Here is a 15081-nt window from a genome sequence, read left to right on the forward strand (position 1 = left end):
TTGTCCGCTCAAGTCATCGCGATTGACGCAATGGGCGGGGACTTCGGTCCCCGCAGCATTGTTCAGGCCAGCCTTGCTTGTCTGTCTGCTACACCCTCGCTGCACCTGACCCTCGTCGGTCAACCCTCCCTTCTTGAAGAACTGCTCGCCAGCCAATCGGCTGTGGATCGCGCGCGCCTGTCGATTACGCCGGCGTCCGAAGTCATCACCATGGACGAAAAGCCTGCCCAGGCCTTGCGTGGCAAGCTCGACTCGTCGATGCGTGTGGCGCTGGAATTGGTGCGCGACGGCAAGGCCCAGGCCTGCGTCAGTGCGGGTAATACCGGGGCGCTGATGGCGTTGTCACGGTTTGTGCTCAAGACCTTGCCGGGCATCGATCGGCCGGCGATGATCGCGGCCATTCCGACGCAGAAGGGCTACTGCCAGTTGCTCGACCTGGGTGCCAACGTCGATTGCAGCGCCGAGCACTTATTGCAGTTTGCCGTGATGGGCTCGGTCGCGGCAGAAACCCTGGGCATCGTTCGCCCAAGGGTGGCATTGCTGAACATCGGCACCGAAGACATCAAAGGCAATCAGCAGGTCAAACTGGCGGCCACCTTGTTGCAGAGTGCTCGTGGCATCAACTACATCGGGTTTATCGAAGGTGACGGTTTGTACCGTGGCGAGGCGGATGTGGTGGTGTGTGACGGCTTTGTCGGCAATATCCTGCTCAAGTCCAGCGAAGGCCTGGCGACCATGATTGCCGGGCGCATTGAGGCGTTATTCAAGAAAAATTTCGCGTCGAAAGTGGTGGGCGCACTGGCGCTGCCGCTGATGAAACGCTTGCAGGCCGAACTGGCGCCGGCACGCCATAACGGCGCAAGTTTCCTTGGATTGCAGGGAATTGTCGTAAAAAGCCACGGTTCGGCGGGGGTGCAGGGTTTTCAGAGTGCGATTCAGCGCGCGTTGATTGAGATCCAGGAAAACTTGCCAGAGCGGCTTCATGGGCGCCTGGAAGATTTGTTGCCTTAGGTGTTTTCGTCGGACAATGCTTAAATGTGACCGCTCAGTTCAATGGGCCATCCAACTGTGAGTTTCTTGCGTTCCACAAGCGGGACGTCAATTCTCCGACGACAAGATCATTAGGGGCTTGTTACATGTCTGCTTCCCTCGCATTCGTCTTTCCAGGACAGGGTTCGCAGTCCCTCGGCATGCTGGCCGAGTTGGGCGCGCAACATCCGGTGGTCCTCGAAACATTCAAAGAAGCTTCCGATGCTCTGGGTTACGACCTGTGGGCACTGACCCAGCAAGGGCCGGAAGAACAACTCAATCAAACCGATAAAACCCAGCCGGCCATTCTGACCGCCTCGATCGCCTTGTGGCGCCTGTGGCTGGCTGAAGGCGGCGCACGTCCGGCTTACGTTGCCGGTCACAGCCTGGGCGAATACAGCGCCCTGGTGGCTGCAGGCAGTCTGAGCCTGGGTGACGCAGTGAAGCTCGTAGAGCGTCGCGGCCAGTTGATGCAAGAGGCCGTTCCGGCCGGGCAAGGCGGCATGGCTGCAATCCTGGGTCTGGAAGATGCCGACGTGCTGGCAGCCTGTGCCGAAGCGGCGCAAGGCGAAGTGGTTAGCGCGGTCAACTTCAACTCCCCGGGCCAGGTAGTGATCGCCGGTGCGAAGGCTGCGGTCGAGCGCGCCATCGAAGGCTGCAAGGCACGTGGCGCCAAGCGCGCCATGCCATTGCCGGTCAGCGTGCCGTCCCATTGCGAATTGATGCGTCCGGCCGCCGAGCGGTTCGCCGAGTCGATCGCGGCGATCGACTGGCAGGCTCCGCAGATTCCTGTGGTACAGAACGTCAGCGCCAACGTGCCGGCCGATCTGGAAACCCTCAAGCGCGATCTGCTTGAACAGCTCTACAAGCCTGTACGCTGGGTCGAGTCGGTCCAGGCGCTGGCTGCCAAGGGCGCGACCGAACTGGTTGAATGCGGCCCTGGCAAAGTACTTGCCGGTTTGAATAAACGTTGCGCCGAAGGCGTATCGACCTCTAACCTCAATACCCCAGACGCTTTCGCTGCCGCCCGCGCAGCGCTGGCCTGAACAAGGAGAAGCTTGCATGAGTCTGCAAGGTAAAGTTGCACTGGTCACCGGTGCCAGCCGTGGTATCGGCCAGGCTATCGCTCTGGAATTGGGTCGTCAGGGTGCCATCGTTATCGGCACCGCGACTTCCGCTTCGGGGGCCGAGCGTATCGCTGCTACCCTGAAAGAAAATGGTATTCAGGGCACAGGCCTGGAACTCAACGTCACCAGCGATGAGTCCGTAGCGACCGTGCTGTCGAGCATTCAAGAGCAGTTCGGTGCGCCGGCGATCCTGGTCAATAATGCCGGTATCACCCGCGATAACCTGATGATGCGCATGAAAGATGACGAATGGCATGACGTCGTCGATACCAATCTGAACAGTCTGTTCCGCCTGTCCAAGGGTGTTTTGCGCGGCATGACCAAAGCCCGTTGGGGACGAATTATCAGTATTGGCTCGGTTGTGGGTGCCATGGGCAACGCAGGCCAAGTAAACTACGCTGCCGCCAAGGCCGGTCTGGAAGGTTTCAGCCGTGCACTGGCGCGTGAAGTCGGTTCGCGTTCGATTACGGTAAACTCGGTGACCCCTGGGTTCATCGACACCGATATGACCCGTGAACTGCCCGAGGCGCAGCGTGAAGCCATGCAGACGCAGATTCCGCTGGGTCGTCTGGGGCAAGCTCAAGAGATCGCGTCTGTGGTCGCTTTTCTTGCATCCGACGGTGCGGCTTACGTTACTGGGGCTACAATCCCGGTGAACGGCGGGATGTACATGAGTTAAATGTGACGGATTGCTTCAAAAAAATGTCATACGAGCTGTCTAAAATCCGTTATAAAGCTGCAATCTATTTATAGACAGAGGGTCGGCGGGTTTGAGGAGTGAAGCTTTCAGTTGAAAAACTGAAAAGTCTTTCTATACACTTACCCACCGGCCAGCTGCCTGAATTTGTCCATTAGGAGTGAAAACAAGGTATGAGCACCATCGAAGAGCGCGTCAAGAAAATCGTTGCTGAGCAACTGGGCGTTAAAGAAGAAGAAGTGGTCAACACTGCTTCCTTCGTTGAAGACCTGGGTGCCGACTCCCTTGACACCGTTGAGCTGGTGATGGCTCTGGAAGAGGAATTCGAGACCGAAATCCCTGACGAAGAAGCTGAGAAGATCACTACTGTACAAGCAGCAATCGACTACGTTACCAGCCACCAGGCGTAATAGTTTTTAGTCGTCGCTCGCTGTCATGGAAAAACCGCACTGCCATCATGGCGTGCGGTTTTTTCTTTAGGCCTGATGCAAAGTCGTCATTTGAAAAAGGAGAGTGCTGTGTCGCGTAGACGCGTCGTAGTCACCGGTATGGGTATGTTGTCGCCACTGGGCACGGATGTGCCGAGCAGCTGGCAGGGCATTCTGGCTGGCCGCAGTGGCATTGGTCTGATCGAACACACCGACCTTTCTGCCTATTCCACCCGTTTTGGCGGCTCGGTAAAGGGCTTCAATGTCGAGGAATACCTGTCGGTCAAGGAAGCTCGCAAACTCGACCTGTTCATTCAATACGGTCTGGCTGCAGGTTTTCAAGCCGTGCGTAACGCAGGTCTTGAGGTCACCGACGCCAATCGCGAGCGGATCGGCGTGGCCATGGGCTCGGGTATTGGCGGTCTGACCAATATCGAAGAAACCAGCCGTACGCTGCATGATTCCGGCCCACGACGGATCTCTCCGTTTTTCGTGCCTGGCTCGATCATCAATATGATTTCCGGTTTCCTGTCCATCCACTTGGGCGCACAGGGACCTAACTACGCCATCGCCACGGCGTGTACCACCGGTACGCACTGCATCGGCATGGCGGCACGCAACATCATGTACGACGAAGCCGACGTCATGATCGCCGGTGGTGCCGAGATGGCCGCGTGTGGTCTGGGCATGGGCGGCTTTGGTGCCTCCCGTGCACTGTCGACCCGCAACGACGAGCCGACCCGTGCCAGCCGTCCATGGGACAAGGGCCGTGATGGCTTCGTGCTGTCCGACGGCGCCGGCGCACTGGTGCTCGAAGAACTGGAGCACGCCAAGGCCCGTGGCGCGACCATCTACGCCGAGCTGATCGGTTTCGGCACTAGTGGCGATGCTTACCACATGACCTCGCCACCGGCCGATGGCGCGGGTGCTGCGCGTTGCATCACCAATGCCTTGCGCGATGCGAAGATCAATGGCGATCAGGTTCAATACATCAACGCCCACGGCACTTCGACCTCGGCGGGCGACCTCGCCGAAGCCTGTGCGATCAAATCCGTGTTCGGCGATCACGCCTACAAGCTGGCCGTCAGTTCGACCAAGTCCATGACCGGTCACCTGTTGGGTGCGGCGGGCGCGGTCGAGGCGATTTTCAGCGTACTGGCAATCAACAGCCAGGTAGCACCGCCGACCATCAACCTCGATGAGCCGGACGAAGGCTGCGACCTCGACTTCGTACCCCACACCGCGCGTGGCATGGATATCGACGTGGTGCTGTCCAACTCCTTCGGATTTGGCGGTACCAATGGCTCGCTGGTGTTCCGCCGGTTCGCTGACTGATGGACAGCTGGGTCGACGGTCAACCGGCTGACGCTTTGTCGCTGAAGGATCGCGGCCTGGCTTACGGTGATGGTCTGTTCGAGACCATCGCGATCAAGGGCGGGCAGCCGCTGCTGCTGGATCGACATTTGTCGCGTCTGGCGGAGGGTTGTTCGCGCCTGGCGATTGCCGCCGATCATGAATTGATCCGCGCGGAGCTGCTGGCCTATGCCGCCGCGCTGGGCGAGGGCGTGCTCAAACTCATCCTCACCCGCGGCGACAGCCTGCGCGGTTACGCCGCCGATCCCTCGGCTCAGGCTCGACGTATTCTGCAAGGCAATCCTCCTGCTGCTTATCCGGCTGTTCATGCGGAGCAGGGCATTCGGCTGTTTCCTTGTGCGACACGGCTTTCCAAACAACCATTGCTCGCCGGTCTCAAGCATTTGAATCGTCTGGAGCAGGTGATGGCCCGTTCCGAATGGCAGGATACCGAGCATGCCGAAGGCTTGATGCTGGATCAGGTTGGGCGGGTGATCGAAGGCGTGTTCAGTAATCTGTTCCTGGTGCGCGATGGCGTGCTGGTGACTGCCAATCTCAAACGCTGTGGCGTGGCGGGCGTGATGCGTGCCGAATTATTGTTTCAAGCCAAGTCATTGGGGATTCCCACGCAAATCACCGATATCACCCTCGAGCAGCTGCAATGGGCTGACGAGGTCTTTGTCTGCAACAGCGTGTATGGCATTTGGCCGGTGCGCGCCTATGCCGCACTGAGCTGGCCGGTTGGGCCGCTCACCCGTAAACTCCAAACCATTGCTCGTGCGCTACTGGATGCTTGATTCGTGAGACGTAAATTCTTGCTGCTGCTGGAAACCGGATTGGTTCTGGCGGGGCTGTTGGCGGGCGCTTGCGCCTGGAAAATCGATTCGGCGCTGGAACAGCCGCTGAACATCGCCCAGGAAGAGCTGCTGGAAGTGCCCAAAGGCACTACGCCAAACCGCACTTTCCTGCGACTTGAAGCTGATGGCGTCATCAAGGACGCTTTCTGGCTGCGCGTGTATTGGCGCTTTAACCTGGCAAGGCAACCGCTGCACAGCGGCGAATACCGCATGGTGCCCGGTATGACAGTCAACGGGCTGATAGACCTGTGGAAGCGTGGGGAAATGGTGCAGTACAGCCTGACACTGGTTGAAGGCTGGAATTTCCATCAGGTTCGCGCGGCCCTGGCCAAGGACGAAAAACTCGAGCAGACCCTCAACGGTCTGAGCGACAGCGAAGTGATGGACAAGCTCGGGCACAGCGGGATTTTTCCGGAGGGACGATTCTTCCCCGATACGTACCGTTTCGTGCGGGGCATGACCGACGCCGATCTGCTCAAGAAAGCTTACGACCGCCTCGATGAGGTCCTCCTCAAGGAATGGAACCAGCGCTCAGCCGACGTCCCTTACACCGAGCCCTATCAGGCGCTGATCATGGCCTCGCTGGTGGAAAAGGAAACCGGTGTGCCGCAGGAGCGTCGGCAGATCGCCGGCGTGTTCGTGCGGCGCATGGAAATGGGCATGCTGTTGCAGACCGATCCAACGGTGATTTATGGTCTGGGTGATCGTTACAACGGCAAGTTGACCCGCGCTCATCTCAAGGAGCCGACGCCGTATAACACTTACATGATTGCTGGTCTGCCGCCGACGCCGATTGCGATGGTGGGCCGCGAAGCGATCCATGCGGCGTTGAATCCGGCGGACGGCAACAGCCTGTATTTTGTCGCGCGCGGTGATGGCAGCCACGTGTTCTCCGATGATCTGGACGCCCACAACAATGCGGTGCGCGAGTTCCAGATCAATCGACGTGCCGATTACCGGTCCAGCCCTGCGCCGACTGTTACGCCGTCGACGGAAGATAGCCAGGCGCCAATCCCGGCGGCTTCGCCCAATACGGCGCCCGAAGAAATGCCGCCAGTAGCGCCGCAAGACTCTGTGCAAGATCCCGCACAAGAATCTGCGCCAGCACCCGAAGCGGATGCGCCCGCGCCGCAAAGCCCGCAATGACTCTGACTAAGGACTGCCTGTGACTGGCTTGTTTATTACCCTGGAAGGCCCGGAAGGCGCCGGCAAGAGCACCAATCGCGAATACCTGGCCGAACGTCTGCGCGCTGCCGGGATCGAGGTGGTGTTGACCCGGGAGCCCGGCGGCACGCCCTTGGCTGAACGGATTCGTGACGTGTTGTTGGCGCCGGTCGATGAGGTCATGAATCCCGACACCGAGCTGCTGTTGGTGTTCGCCGCGCGAGCCCAGCATCTGGCCGAGGTGATCCGCCCGGCGCTGGCCCGTGGTGCGGTGGTTTTGTGCGATCGCTTTACCGATTCAACCTATGCTTACCAGGGCGGTGGTCGTGGTTTGTCACTGGAGCGCATCGCGACCCTCGAAACATTCGTCCAGGGCGATCTGCGCCCGGACTTGACGCTGATCTTCGATCTGCCGGTAGAAGTGGGCCTGGCCCGCGCCAGCGCCCGCGGTCGCCTGGACCGCTTCGAGCTCGAAGGCCGAGCGTTTTTCGATGCGGTGCGCACAGCCTTCCTTGAGCGTGCCAAAGCGGATCCTGCGCGTTATGTCCTGGTGGATGCCGCTCAGCCGCTGGCGCAGGTTCAGCAGTCTCTGGATGCCTTGTTGCCACGTCTGCTGGAGCTGACTCGTGGCTGAAGCCTATCCGTGGCAGGACAGTCTCTGGCAGCAATTGGCCGGCCGTGCCCAGCACGCCCATGCCTATTTGCTGCATGGCCCGGCCGGGATCGGCAAGCGTGCGCTGGCCGAGCGTCTGATGGCCCATTTGTTGTGTCAGCGCCCGACCGCCCAAGACGCCTGCGGTGAGTGCAAATCTTGCTTGTTGCTGAAGGCCGGCAGTCACCCCGACAACTACATCCTGGAGCCGGAAGAGGCAGACAAGGCGATCAAGGTCGATCAGGTGCGTGATCTGGTCAGCTTCGTGGTTCAGACCGCGCAGATGGGCGGTCGCAAAGTGGTGCTGATCGAGCCAGTCGAATCGATGAACATCAACGCCGCCAACGCCTTGCTGAAAAGCCTTGAAGAGCCATCCGGCGATACCGTTTTGCTGTTGGTCAGCCACCAGACCAGCCGTCTGCTGCCAACCATCAAGAGCCGCTGCGTGCAGCAGGCCTGTCCGTTGCCGAGTGAAGCGATGAGTCTGGCTTGGCTGGCCAGCGCTTTGCCGGACTGTTCGGAAGAAGAGCGCATTGAACTGCTGACCCTCGCCGCCGGTTCGCCATTGGCCGCGGTCAAATTGCAGGCGCAAGGCGTGCGCGAGCAGCGGGCACTGGTGGTTGAAGGCGTAAAGAAACTGCTCAAGCAGCAGCAATCGCCGACGCAACTGGCCGAGGAGTGGAAAACCATTCCCATGTTGCTGCTGTTCGACTGGTTCTGCGACTGGTCGAGCCTGATCCTGCGTTATCAGTTGACTCAGGATGAAGCAGGGCTGGGCCTGGCAGACATGCGCAAGGTGATTCAATACCTGGCGCAGAAATCCGCACAGGACAAAGTCCTGAATATCCAGGACTGGATTCTCGCCCAGCGGCAGAAAGTGATGAGCAAAGCCAACCTCAATCCTGCGCTGTTGCTGGAGGCGCTGTTAGTGCAATGGGTATCTTTGCCTACCCAGAAGTGACTGTCTGAGCCTAGACTCTGATCATCAGACAGTGGAGGTCAGCATGAATGAACCCATCAGTCCGGGGCCGCGAAATGGCATTTTGTCCTTGACCATCAAGGACAGGGCCGTGCTCTACGCGGCCTACATGCCATTCATCAAGAACGGTGGCCTGTTTATCCCGACCAACAAAAGCTACAAATTGGGCGATGAGGTCTTCATGTTGCTGCACCTGATGGACGAACCGGAAAAGATTCCGGTCGCCGGCAAGGTCACCTGGATCACCCCCAAAGGTGCCCAGGGCAATCGCGCCGCCGGGGTTGGCGTGCAATTCAACGAAGGCGACAACACCGCGCGCAGTCGAATCGAAACCCATCTGGCCGGAGCCCTGAAGTCCGACCGTCCCACTCATACGATGTAAGTTGCAGCCCTTTTATGCTCGTAGATTCCCATTGTCACCTTGATCGCCTCGACCTTACCGCCCACGACGGCTCCCTGGATGCCGCGCTCGATGCGGCACGTGCGCGCGGGGTAGGGCACTTTCTGTGTATTGGCGTCAGCGCCGATAACGCCGCCGACGTCAAAGCCCTGGCCGAACGTTACGACGATGTCGACTGTTCGGTCGGCGTGCATCCACTCGATGTGCAGCCGGGTGCCGCACCGGCGCTGGATTGGCTGTTGCGCGAGCTCAATCATCCGCGGGTGGTGGCGATCGGTGAAACCGGCCTGGATTATCACTACGAGCCGGAAGCGGCAGCGTTGCAGCAGGAATCGTTCCGTCTGCACCTGCAAGCGGCGGGGCAGACCGGCAAACCGGTGATCATTCATACCCGTGGCGCGCGGGCCGATACCCTTGAACTGCTACGCGAAGCGGCGCTGCCTCAGGCGGGCGTGCTGCATTGCTTCACCGAAGACTGGGAGATGGCCAAGGCTGCGCTGGACATGGGGTATTACATTTCCTTGTCCGGTATTGTCACTTTTCGCAATGCCGATGCCCTGCGGGATGTGGCCAGCAAGGTACCGGCTGACCGGTTGTTGGTGGAAACCGACTCGCCGTACCTGGCGCCGATCCCTTATCGCGGCAAACCGAACCTGCCGCAATACGTACGTGAGGTAGCGGAGTTTCTGGCAATGTTGCGAGGTGAGTCCTACGAGCGATTTGCCGAGCAGACCACCGAGAATTTCAAGCGTTTGTTCCCGTTGGCGCACGTCAGGGCATCGGTGTAACGTTAGAAAAGCTCGCAGCCTATGGGATTTTTGGCCGCTGAATCGCAGGCAAAAAAAACCCGGGTTCTGGGGGGTGAATCCGGGTTAAGACCATTAGGAGTAAAACAAAGGCACGCAATCCTTTGGTACCTTCATCGGCGCGACACTTGGGGGAGATGCCTCGCCGACAGTTGAAGTATTGATCAGTATTGCGCCGAGTCCAGTTTAGCTGGTCGGGTTTTTAAACAAATTTGGAATACGCGCGCTTCGGTTGAGTTCTCATCAACCGACGAGGGTGTTCGAATTCATCAAGAAACACATATATGGTCGGATGATCCGTGCATTTTGGCGTAAGTTAGGCATAATACGCGGCTTCGAATTTTGACCCCTACAGACCTTTTCTTATGCATAAAGAACCTCGTAAGGTCCGTGAGTTTCGTCGCCGCGAGCAAGAAATTCTCGATACCGCGCTCAAGCTGTTCCTCGAACAAGGTGAAGACAGCGTCACCGTCGAGATGATTGCTGATGCCGTCGGTATCGGCAAAGGCACGATCTACAAGCACTTCAAATCCAAGGCGGAGATCTATCTGCGCCTGATGCTCGATTACGAGCGCGATTTGAACGAGCTGTTGCATTCGGCCGATGTCGATAAGGACAAGGAAGCCCTGTCCCGGGCCTACTTCGAATTCCGCATGCGCGATCCGCAACGCTATCGGTTGTTCGATCGCCTGGAAGAAAAGGTGGTCAAGGGCAACCAGGTGCCGGAGATGGTCGAGGAACTGCACAAGATCCGCGCCTCGAACTTCGAACGCCTGACCCTGCTGATCAAGGGCCGGATCAGCGAAGGCAAGCTCGAAGACGTGCCGCCTTACTTCCATTACTGCGCGGCCTGGGCGCTGGTGCACGGCGCCGTGGCGCTGTATCACTCGCCGTTCTGGAGCAACGTGCTGGAAGATCAGGAAGGTTTCTTCCAGTTCCTGATGGACATCGGTGTGCGCATGGGCAACAAACGCAAGCGCGACACCGACACGCCGAGCAGCTGAACCATTCAGTTGCCTTATTGCGCCATGATTTAGCTACATGGCGCAGTACCGCAGGAATATACTCAGGCATAGGGCTTGCTAAAACTTGATTTGTGAGTCAAGTTTTGCGCGTTCGAATCTTCTTTCGCCGGAGTGATCCATGATCGTTGACCGTCAAGGCAGGCGTTTTCGCAATTTGCGGATCAGTCTGACCTCAGCCTGCAATTACGCTTGTACCTACTGCGTGCCCAACGGCAAGCGGCTGGTGGCTGCGCAGGATGAGTTGTCGGCGGAGGCCATGGCGCGCGGCGTGGCCTATCTGATCGAGGCGGCGGGCATCGAGCGTTTGCGCATTACCGGTGGCGAGCCACTGGTCAGTCCCAAACTCGAAGCCTTCATGACCGCCGTCGGGCAGATGGGCCTGGCGGATATCAGCCTGACCACCAATGGCCAGTTACTGGCGAAGAAGCTGCCACTGCTGGTGGATGCCGGTATTCGGCGCATCAACGTTTCCCTCGATACCCTGGATGCCAGCGCTTTTCGCAGCATTGCGCGCGGTGGTGATCTGGCGACCGTCCTCGACGGCATGGGCCAGGCCGCCGCGGCCGGCATGAAGATCAAGGTCAATATGGTGCCGTTGCGTGGGCAGAACCTCGATCAGGTGATGCCACTGCTCGACTATTGCCTGGAGCGCGGCTACGAGTTGCGTTTCATCGAGTTGATGCGCATGGGCCATCTGGCCAGCGATTCCAACGCCTTCCTGCAGCAGTTCGTCAGCCTTCAGCAGTTGCTGAGCCTGATCGGCGAGCGCTACGAGTACCTTCAGGCCGATGCGCCGGTCGATGCTACGGCGGTGCGTTACCAGATTCCGGGGCTGGGCCACTTCGGCGTGATCGCCAACGAAAGCGTTCCGTTCTGCCGCACCTGTTCGCGTCTACGCTTGTCGTCCACTGGTTGGCTACATGGCTGCCTGTCGTCAAGCAATCGCCACTATGTCGGCGACCTGCTGGACAAGCCTCGTCACCAAGCGCTGCCGGCGTTGCAGAGACTGTTGGTCAAAGCCTTGGGGGACAAGCAGGAAGTGGCGTTCTCCGGTGGCGCGACCATCATGAAAATCATCGGCGGCTGATCGGGCCTTGGGGTGAGGGGGCTTGCCCCCGTTGGGGCGCGAAGCGCCCCCCAAAGCCATTCTCTCCATTGTGTCAGAAGCACCGCATGTATCGGTTTTACGACTGCTGCGCAGCCGAACGGGGGCAAGCCCCCTCGCCACAGTTCACGCTTGAAATGATATGAGTTCCAGGGACTGGCGCGGAAGCTGCATCCCATGGCCATTCGCCGGTTTTCCGTCACCGGCCTCTGGAGGGTAGGATGCGTAGCCTGGTTTTGCTGCTGGCCGTTTTGGCGCTTGGTGGCTGCATGAATGTCAGCGATATGGCCGAAGGGACTCGCTACCACATGAGCGACGCGGGCCTGCTGGACCACAGCGACAGCCGTCGCGTGAATAACTTCCGCATTCAGCCGGACTCGTTTATCTACATCGCCCAGGGTGCTTTCGTGCCGCCGGGCAATGCCTACCCGCGCCCTAACGTGGTGGCCGAAGAGGCCTTCAACGGCTTTATCGAATATTTCCCGATGGTCCGCCGCGCCCGTGCGCCGGAAGGCCTCGACGCTGCCATGGGCGAAGCCCGTGCCGCCGGCGCCCATTACCTGCTTTACACGCGTTTCGCCAAGGCCGACGACCGCATCGGCAACTCGGACGAATGGCTCGACCAGGAGCACGTGGATCGCCTCGGCATCGACAACGGCGTGATTCAAATCATGTTGATCGAGACCAGCACCCAGTATTTGATTGATACTGCACGTATCAAGAGTCGTGGCGGTTTACTGACGTTCCACGACAACAAGCCAGAAGACTTGCTGGGCCCGCCACTGGAGCAATACGCTCGTAGCCTGCTGGGGCTCAGCGACCAGTAATTCATAGGAGAACGCCATGAGTGGCCCGCAAAAAGCCAACGACCTGTTGGGGCAAATCCCCAAAACCAAAGGCTTGCCGCCGGTCCACTTGTGGAACCCCGACTTCTGCGGCGATATCGACATGCGCATCGCCCGCGATGGCACTTGGTATTATCTGGGCACGCCGATCGGGCGCAAGCCGATGGTCAAGCTGTTCTCCACCATTATTCGCCGCGATGGCGATGATTACTTTCTGATTACCCCGGTCGAAAAGGTTGGCATCAAGGTCGACGACGCGCCGTTCGTGGCGATTGCCGTGGAGGTCGAAGGCGAGGGTGAAGCTCAGGTCTTGCGCTTTACCACCAACGTTGATGAAACGGCCGATGCCGGCGCCGAGCACCCTATGCGCGTGGTGATCGATCCGGTTACTCAAGAGCCCGCGCCATACGTGCATGTGCGCACCAACCTTGAAGCACTGATTCACCGCAATGTGTTCTACCAACTGGTGGAACTGGCGGTGAGCCGTGAAATCGACGGGCAGCGTTGGCTAGGCGTGTGGAGCGGTGGCGAATTCTTCCCTATCGGACTTGAGCCGTAACGCGCTGTGCTTCTGTGCTGTAAAAAAAACGGCCCGTTATTTCAACGGGCCGTTTTTTTTCGCTTACAAACCTTTGCTCCTGAGTCGCTCTGCATGTTCCAGGTAGAGCCTGACCGGGCTCACGTTCCAGCTGTCGACTCCGGCTATCTGATTGACTGCATCAAAGTGGTCCATCGGGTAATCCGAGCGAATCACTTTGCCCAAGTGCGAGCTGTAGCGGCCGACCAGCCCATCGTTGGCGTTTTCCTCTTTATAAAACAGCTTCGATAGCACGATACAATTCAAATGACTCGGGTCGAGTGGTTGCAGGCTTTGGAACTTCTGCACGATCCCGCTCCAGGAATAGTAATACACGCCGTTTTCAACTTCGTTGCCTTCGCCGCCCCAAACCTTTGGCACCCCTTGTGGGTACTTGCGATTGAAGGCCGCCAACCCTGCGCTGGTCAGCGATTCGAATGCCGCCTCAGCGTCAATCGGGTTTTCCGGATGGCCGCTGATCAGCGAAATGAAGGTGCCGACTGCGCCCAGCAGGGCCAGTACGAACGCTTCGGGTAACTCACCGGGCGTCAGTGCCTTATGCAGTTGATCGGCAATCTCGGAGCCATGATTGGGGCAACTGACCGAGGTGACCGACGCGACCTTCTCCGGATGCAGGGCTGCTACGTAGCGTGCGGCCAGGGGGCCTTGGCTATGGCCGATCAGATTGACCTTGGCAGCTCCGGTTTCCAGCAAAATGCGGTTGACGTGTTCGAGCAGTTTTTCACCGCGTTCCTCATTACCGTTGACTGTTGGAATATTGACGGCAAACACCTGGGCGCCGGCGCGTTCCAGGGCTTCCTCGATTTCAAAGAAGTAGGGATAACCGGCGATTTTATCGAAGCCGAAAAGACCGTGAACCAACACAATGGGGTATTTCGTAGACGCATCCATGTCCATGTTCATACCTATCGATAGCGGATTTGAAGGGGAGCAGATCGCTGACTGCCTGATCTGTTGCGGCTAACCGTAGTTTACAAAGTGGATGGGATCAAAGCGCTTCGAGCAGGATTCGGACGAACAGCCATGTCCATGTTGGCGGGGCAGCTGAAAATCCAATTGACACCCAATCATATGATGATTAGCGTGGACACCCATCGCGAACGGCTTTGTGTCGTTTGTTTTTTATCACCGGTCGACGAGGTACCCATGTCCAGCAGTTTTCATGCGTCGACGGTCGACTGGCTGGGGTGCTGGATTGCTGCCGGCCAAGTCAAACCCGGCGAAACCATCAAAGTCGAAGCCGATTTGGGTGAGCAACTCGGTGTCAGTCGTACGGTCATCCGCGAAGCCATCAAAACCCTGGTGGCCAAAGGCATGCTCGAAGTCGGGCCAAAGGTTGGCACACGGGTATTGCCGGTGCGGCGCTGGAATCTCTTCGACCCGCAAGTCGTTGGCTGGCTGTCGCGCAGCGGCTTGCCGGAAAACTTCGTCGACGACTTGCTCGATCTGCGCCGCACCATCGAACCCATGGCGGTGCGCTGGGCTTGCGAGCGGGCGACGGTGGAACAAGTGCAAGCCGTACTCCAGGCCTATAACGCGCTGGAACGGGCGGTGGACAGCGGCATCGATTACAACCGCACCGACCAGTTCTTCCACGAGTGCATCCTCGCCGCCAGCCACAATCAATTCATCGAACAAATGGTCCCGGCCCTCGGCGCGTTGCTGGCAGTGTCTTTCGAAGTGTCTGCCGCAGACCCGGACGAACTGCGCCGAACCTTGCCAATCCACAAAGACATGGCCGACGCCATCGCCGCCCGGGATGCCGCGCGGGGGGTATGGGCTTGCATGACCCTGATCGATAACGCGGACCTGGCGATCAAACGCTTCTACCCACAAGTCATGGCCGACAAAAAGGCCAGCTAACCAGACGAACTCTGTGGGAGCGGGCTGTGTGGCGAGGGGGCTTGCCCCCGTTCGACTGCGAAGCAGTCGTAAAACCAGTCAACACTTTCTAAATTCAAGATCGTGGTGACTGTTGTTAGGGGGGCTTCGCACCCCAACGGGGGCAAGCCCCCT

At 58.8% G+C, this 15081-nt stretch carries 17 protein-coding genes; 16 read left to right on the forward strand and 1 reads right to left on the reverse strand.

From position 1 onward, the window contains the following. From plsX to JFU11_RS11420, 15 genes are all read left to right on the forward strand, one after another. Positions 1-1011: a phosphate acyltransferase PlsX gene (plsX, locus tag JFU11_RS11350; protein ID WP_123723084.1), complete on the forward strand. Its 1011-nt coding sequence runs from the start codon at positions 1-3 to the stop codon at positions 1009-1011. Positions 1012-1136: 125 nt separating this feature from the next. Next, complete coding sequence (gene fabD / locus JFU11_RS11355; protein ID WP_052964852.1) at positions 1137-2075, forward strand: ACP S-malonyltransferase; 939 nt, start codon at positions 1137-1139, stop codon at positions 2073-2075. A 16-nt stretch (positions 2076-2091) separates the two neighbouring features. After that, positions 2092-2835: a 3-oxoacyl-ACP reductase FabG gene (gene fabG, locus JFU11_RS11360; RefSeq protein WP_123723085.1), complete on the forward strand. Its 744-nt coding sequence runs from the start codon at positions 2092-2094 to the stop codon at positions 2833-2835. A gap of 191 nt (positions 2836-3026) precedes the next feature. Then, positions 3027-3263: an acyl carrier protein gene (gene acpP, locus JFU11_RS11365; RefSeq protein WP_003175607.1), complete on the forward strand. Its 237-nt coding sequence runs from the start codon at positions 3027-3029 to the stop codon at positions 3261-3263. Between the two features lie 108 nt (positions 3264-3371). After that, complete coding sequence (gene fabF, locus JFU11_RS11370; protein WP_052964851.1) at positions 3372-4616, forward strand: beta-ketoacyl-ACP synthase II; 1245 nt, start codon at positions 3372-3374, stop codon at positions 4614-4616. Beyond that, complete coding sequence (gene pabC / locus JFU11_RS11375) at positions 4616-5431, forward strand: aminodeoxychorismate lyase (RefSeq protein WP_201060644.1); 816 nt, start codon at positions 4616-4618, stop codon at positions 5429-5431. Before fabF ends, pabC begins: the two co-directional genes overlap by 1 nt. Positions 5432-5434: 3 nt before the next feature. Next, positions 5435-6637, forward strand: coding sequence for an endolytic transglycosylase MltG (gene mltG, locus JFU11_RS11380; protein WP_201060645.1), 1203 nt, complete (start codon positions 5435-5437; stop codon positions 6635-6637). 19 nt (positions 6638-6656) lie between these two features. After that, positions 6657-7289: a dTMP kinase gene (gene tmk, locus JFU11_RS11385; RefSeq protein ID WP_008067785.1), complete on the forward strand. Its 633-nt coding sequence runs from the start codon at positions 6657-6659 to the stop codon at positions 7287-7289. After that, complete coding sequence (locus JFU11_RS11390) at positions 7282-8268, forward strand: DNA polymerase III subunit delta' (RefSeq protein WP_052964848.1); 987 nt, start codon at positions 7282-7284, stop codon at positions 8266-8268. Before tmk ends, JFU11_RS11390 begins: the two co-directional genes overlap by 8 nt. A 43-nt stretch (positions 8269-8311) precedes the next feature. Then, complete coding sequence (locus JFU11_RS11395) at positions 8312-8668, forward strand: PilZ domain-containing protein (protein WP_008014345.1); 357 nt, start codon at positions 8312-8314, stop codon at positions 8666-8668. A gap of 14 nt (positions 8669-8682) precedes the next feature. Continuing rightward, positions 8683-9474, forward strand: coding sequence for a TatD family hydrolase (locus tag JFU11_RS11400; RefSeq protein WP_123723089.1), 792 nt, complete (start codon positions 8683-8685; stop codon positions 9472-9474). 383 nt (positions 9475-9857) lie between these two features. Next, complete coding sequence (locus tag JFU11_RS11405; RefSeq protein ID WP_007942012.1) at positions 9858-10496, forward strand: TetR/AcrR family transcriptional regulator; 639 nt, start codon at positions 9858-9860, stop codon at positions 10494-10496. A 139-nt stretch (positions 10497-10635) separates the two neighbouring features. Then, entirely contained in the window at positions 10636-11604 is a 969-nt protein-coding gene (locus JFU11_RS11410) for a radical SAM protein (protein WP_095055312.1), read from the forward strand. Positions 11605-11843: 239 nt separating this feature from the next. Next, positions 11844-12449: a DUF4823 domain-containing protein gene (locus JFU11_RS11415; protein ID WP_007903975.1), complete on the forward strand. Its 606-nt coding sequence runs from the start codon at positions 11844-11846 to the stop codon at positions 12447-12449. A gap of 16 nt (positions 12450-12465) precedes the next feature. Continuing rightward, a complete protein-coding gene (locus tag JFU11_RS11420; protein ID WP_008067797.1) occupies positions 12466-13026 on the forward strand; it encodes a DUF1285 domain-containing protein in 561 nt (186 codons plus the stop codon). A gap of 63 nt (positions 13027-13089) precedes the next feature. Here the strand turns inward: JFU11_RS11420 and JFU11_RS11425 are convergent, their stop codons facing one another. Further along, positions 13090-13962, reverse strand: coding sequence for a triacylglycerol lipase (locus JFU11_RS11425; protein ID WP_201087385.1), 873 nt, complete (start codon positions 13960-13962; stop codon positions 13090-13092). 249 nt (positions 13963-14211) lie between these two features. Between JFU11_RS11425 and JFU11_RS11430 the strand changes: the two genes are divergently transcribed. Continuing rightward, positions 14212-14928, forward strand: a complete 717-nt coding sequence (locus tag JFU11_RS11430; protein WP_201060647.1) for a FadR/GntR family transcriptional regulator — start codon at positions 14212-14214, stop codon at positions 14926-14928. Positions 14929-15081 lie beyond the last annotated feature (153 nt).

Source organism: Pseudomonas sp. TH37 (assembly GCF_016650735.1).
In the GTDB taxonomy this organism is placed as follows: Bacteria; Pseudomonadota; Gammaproteobacteria; order Pseudomonadales; family Pseudomonadaceae; genus Aquipseudomonas; species Aquipseudomonas farris.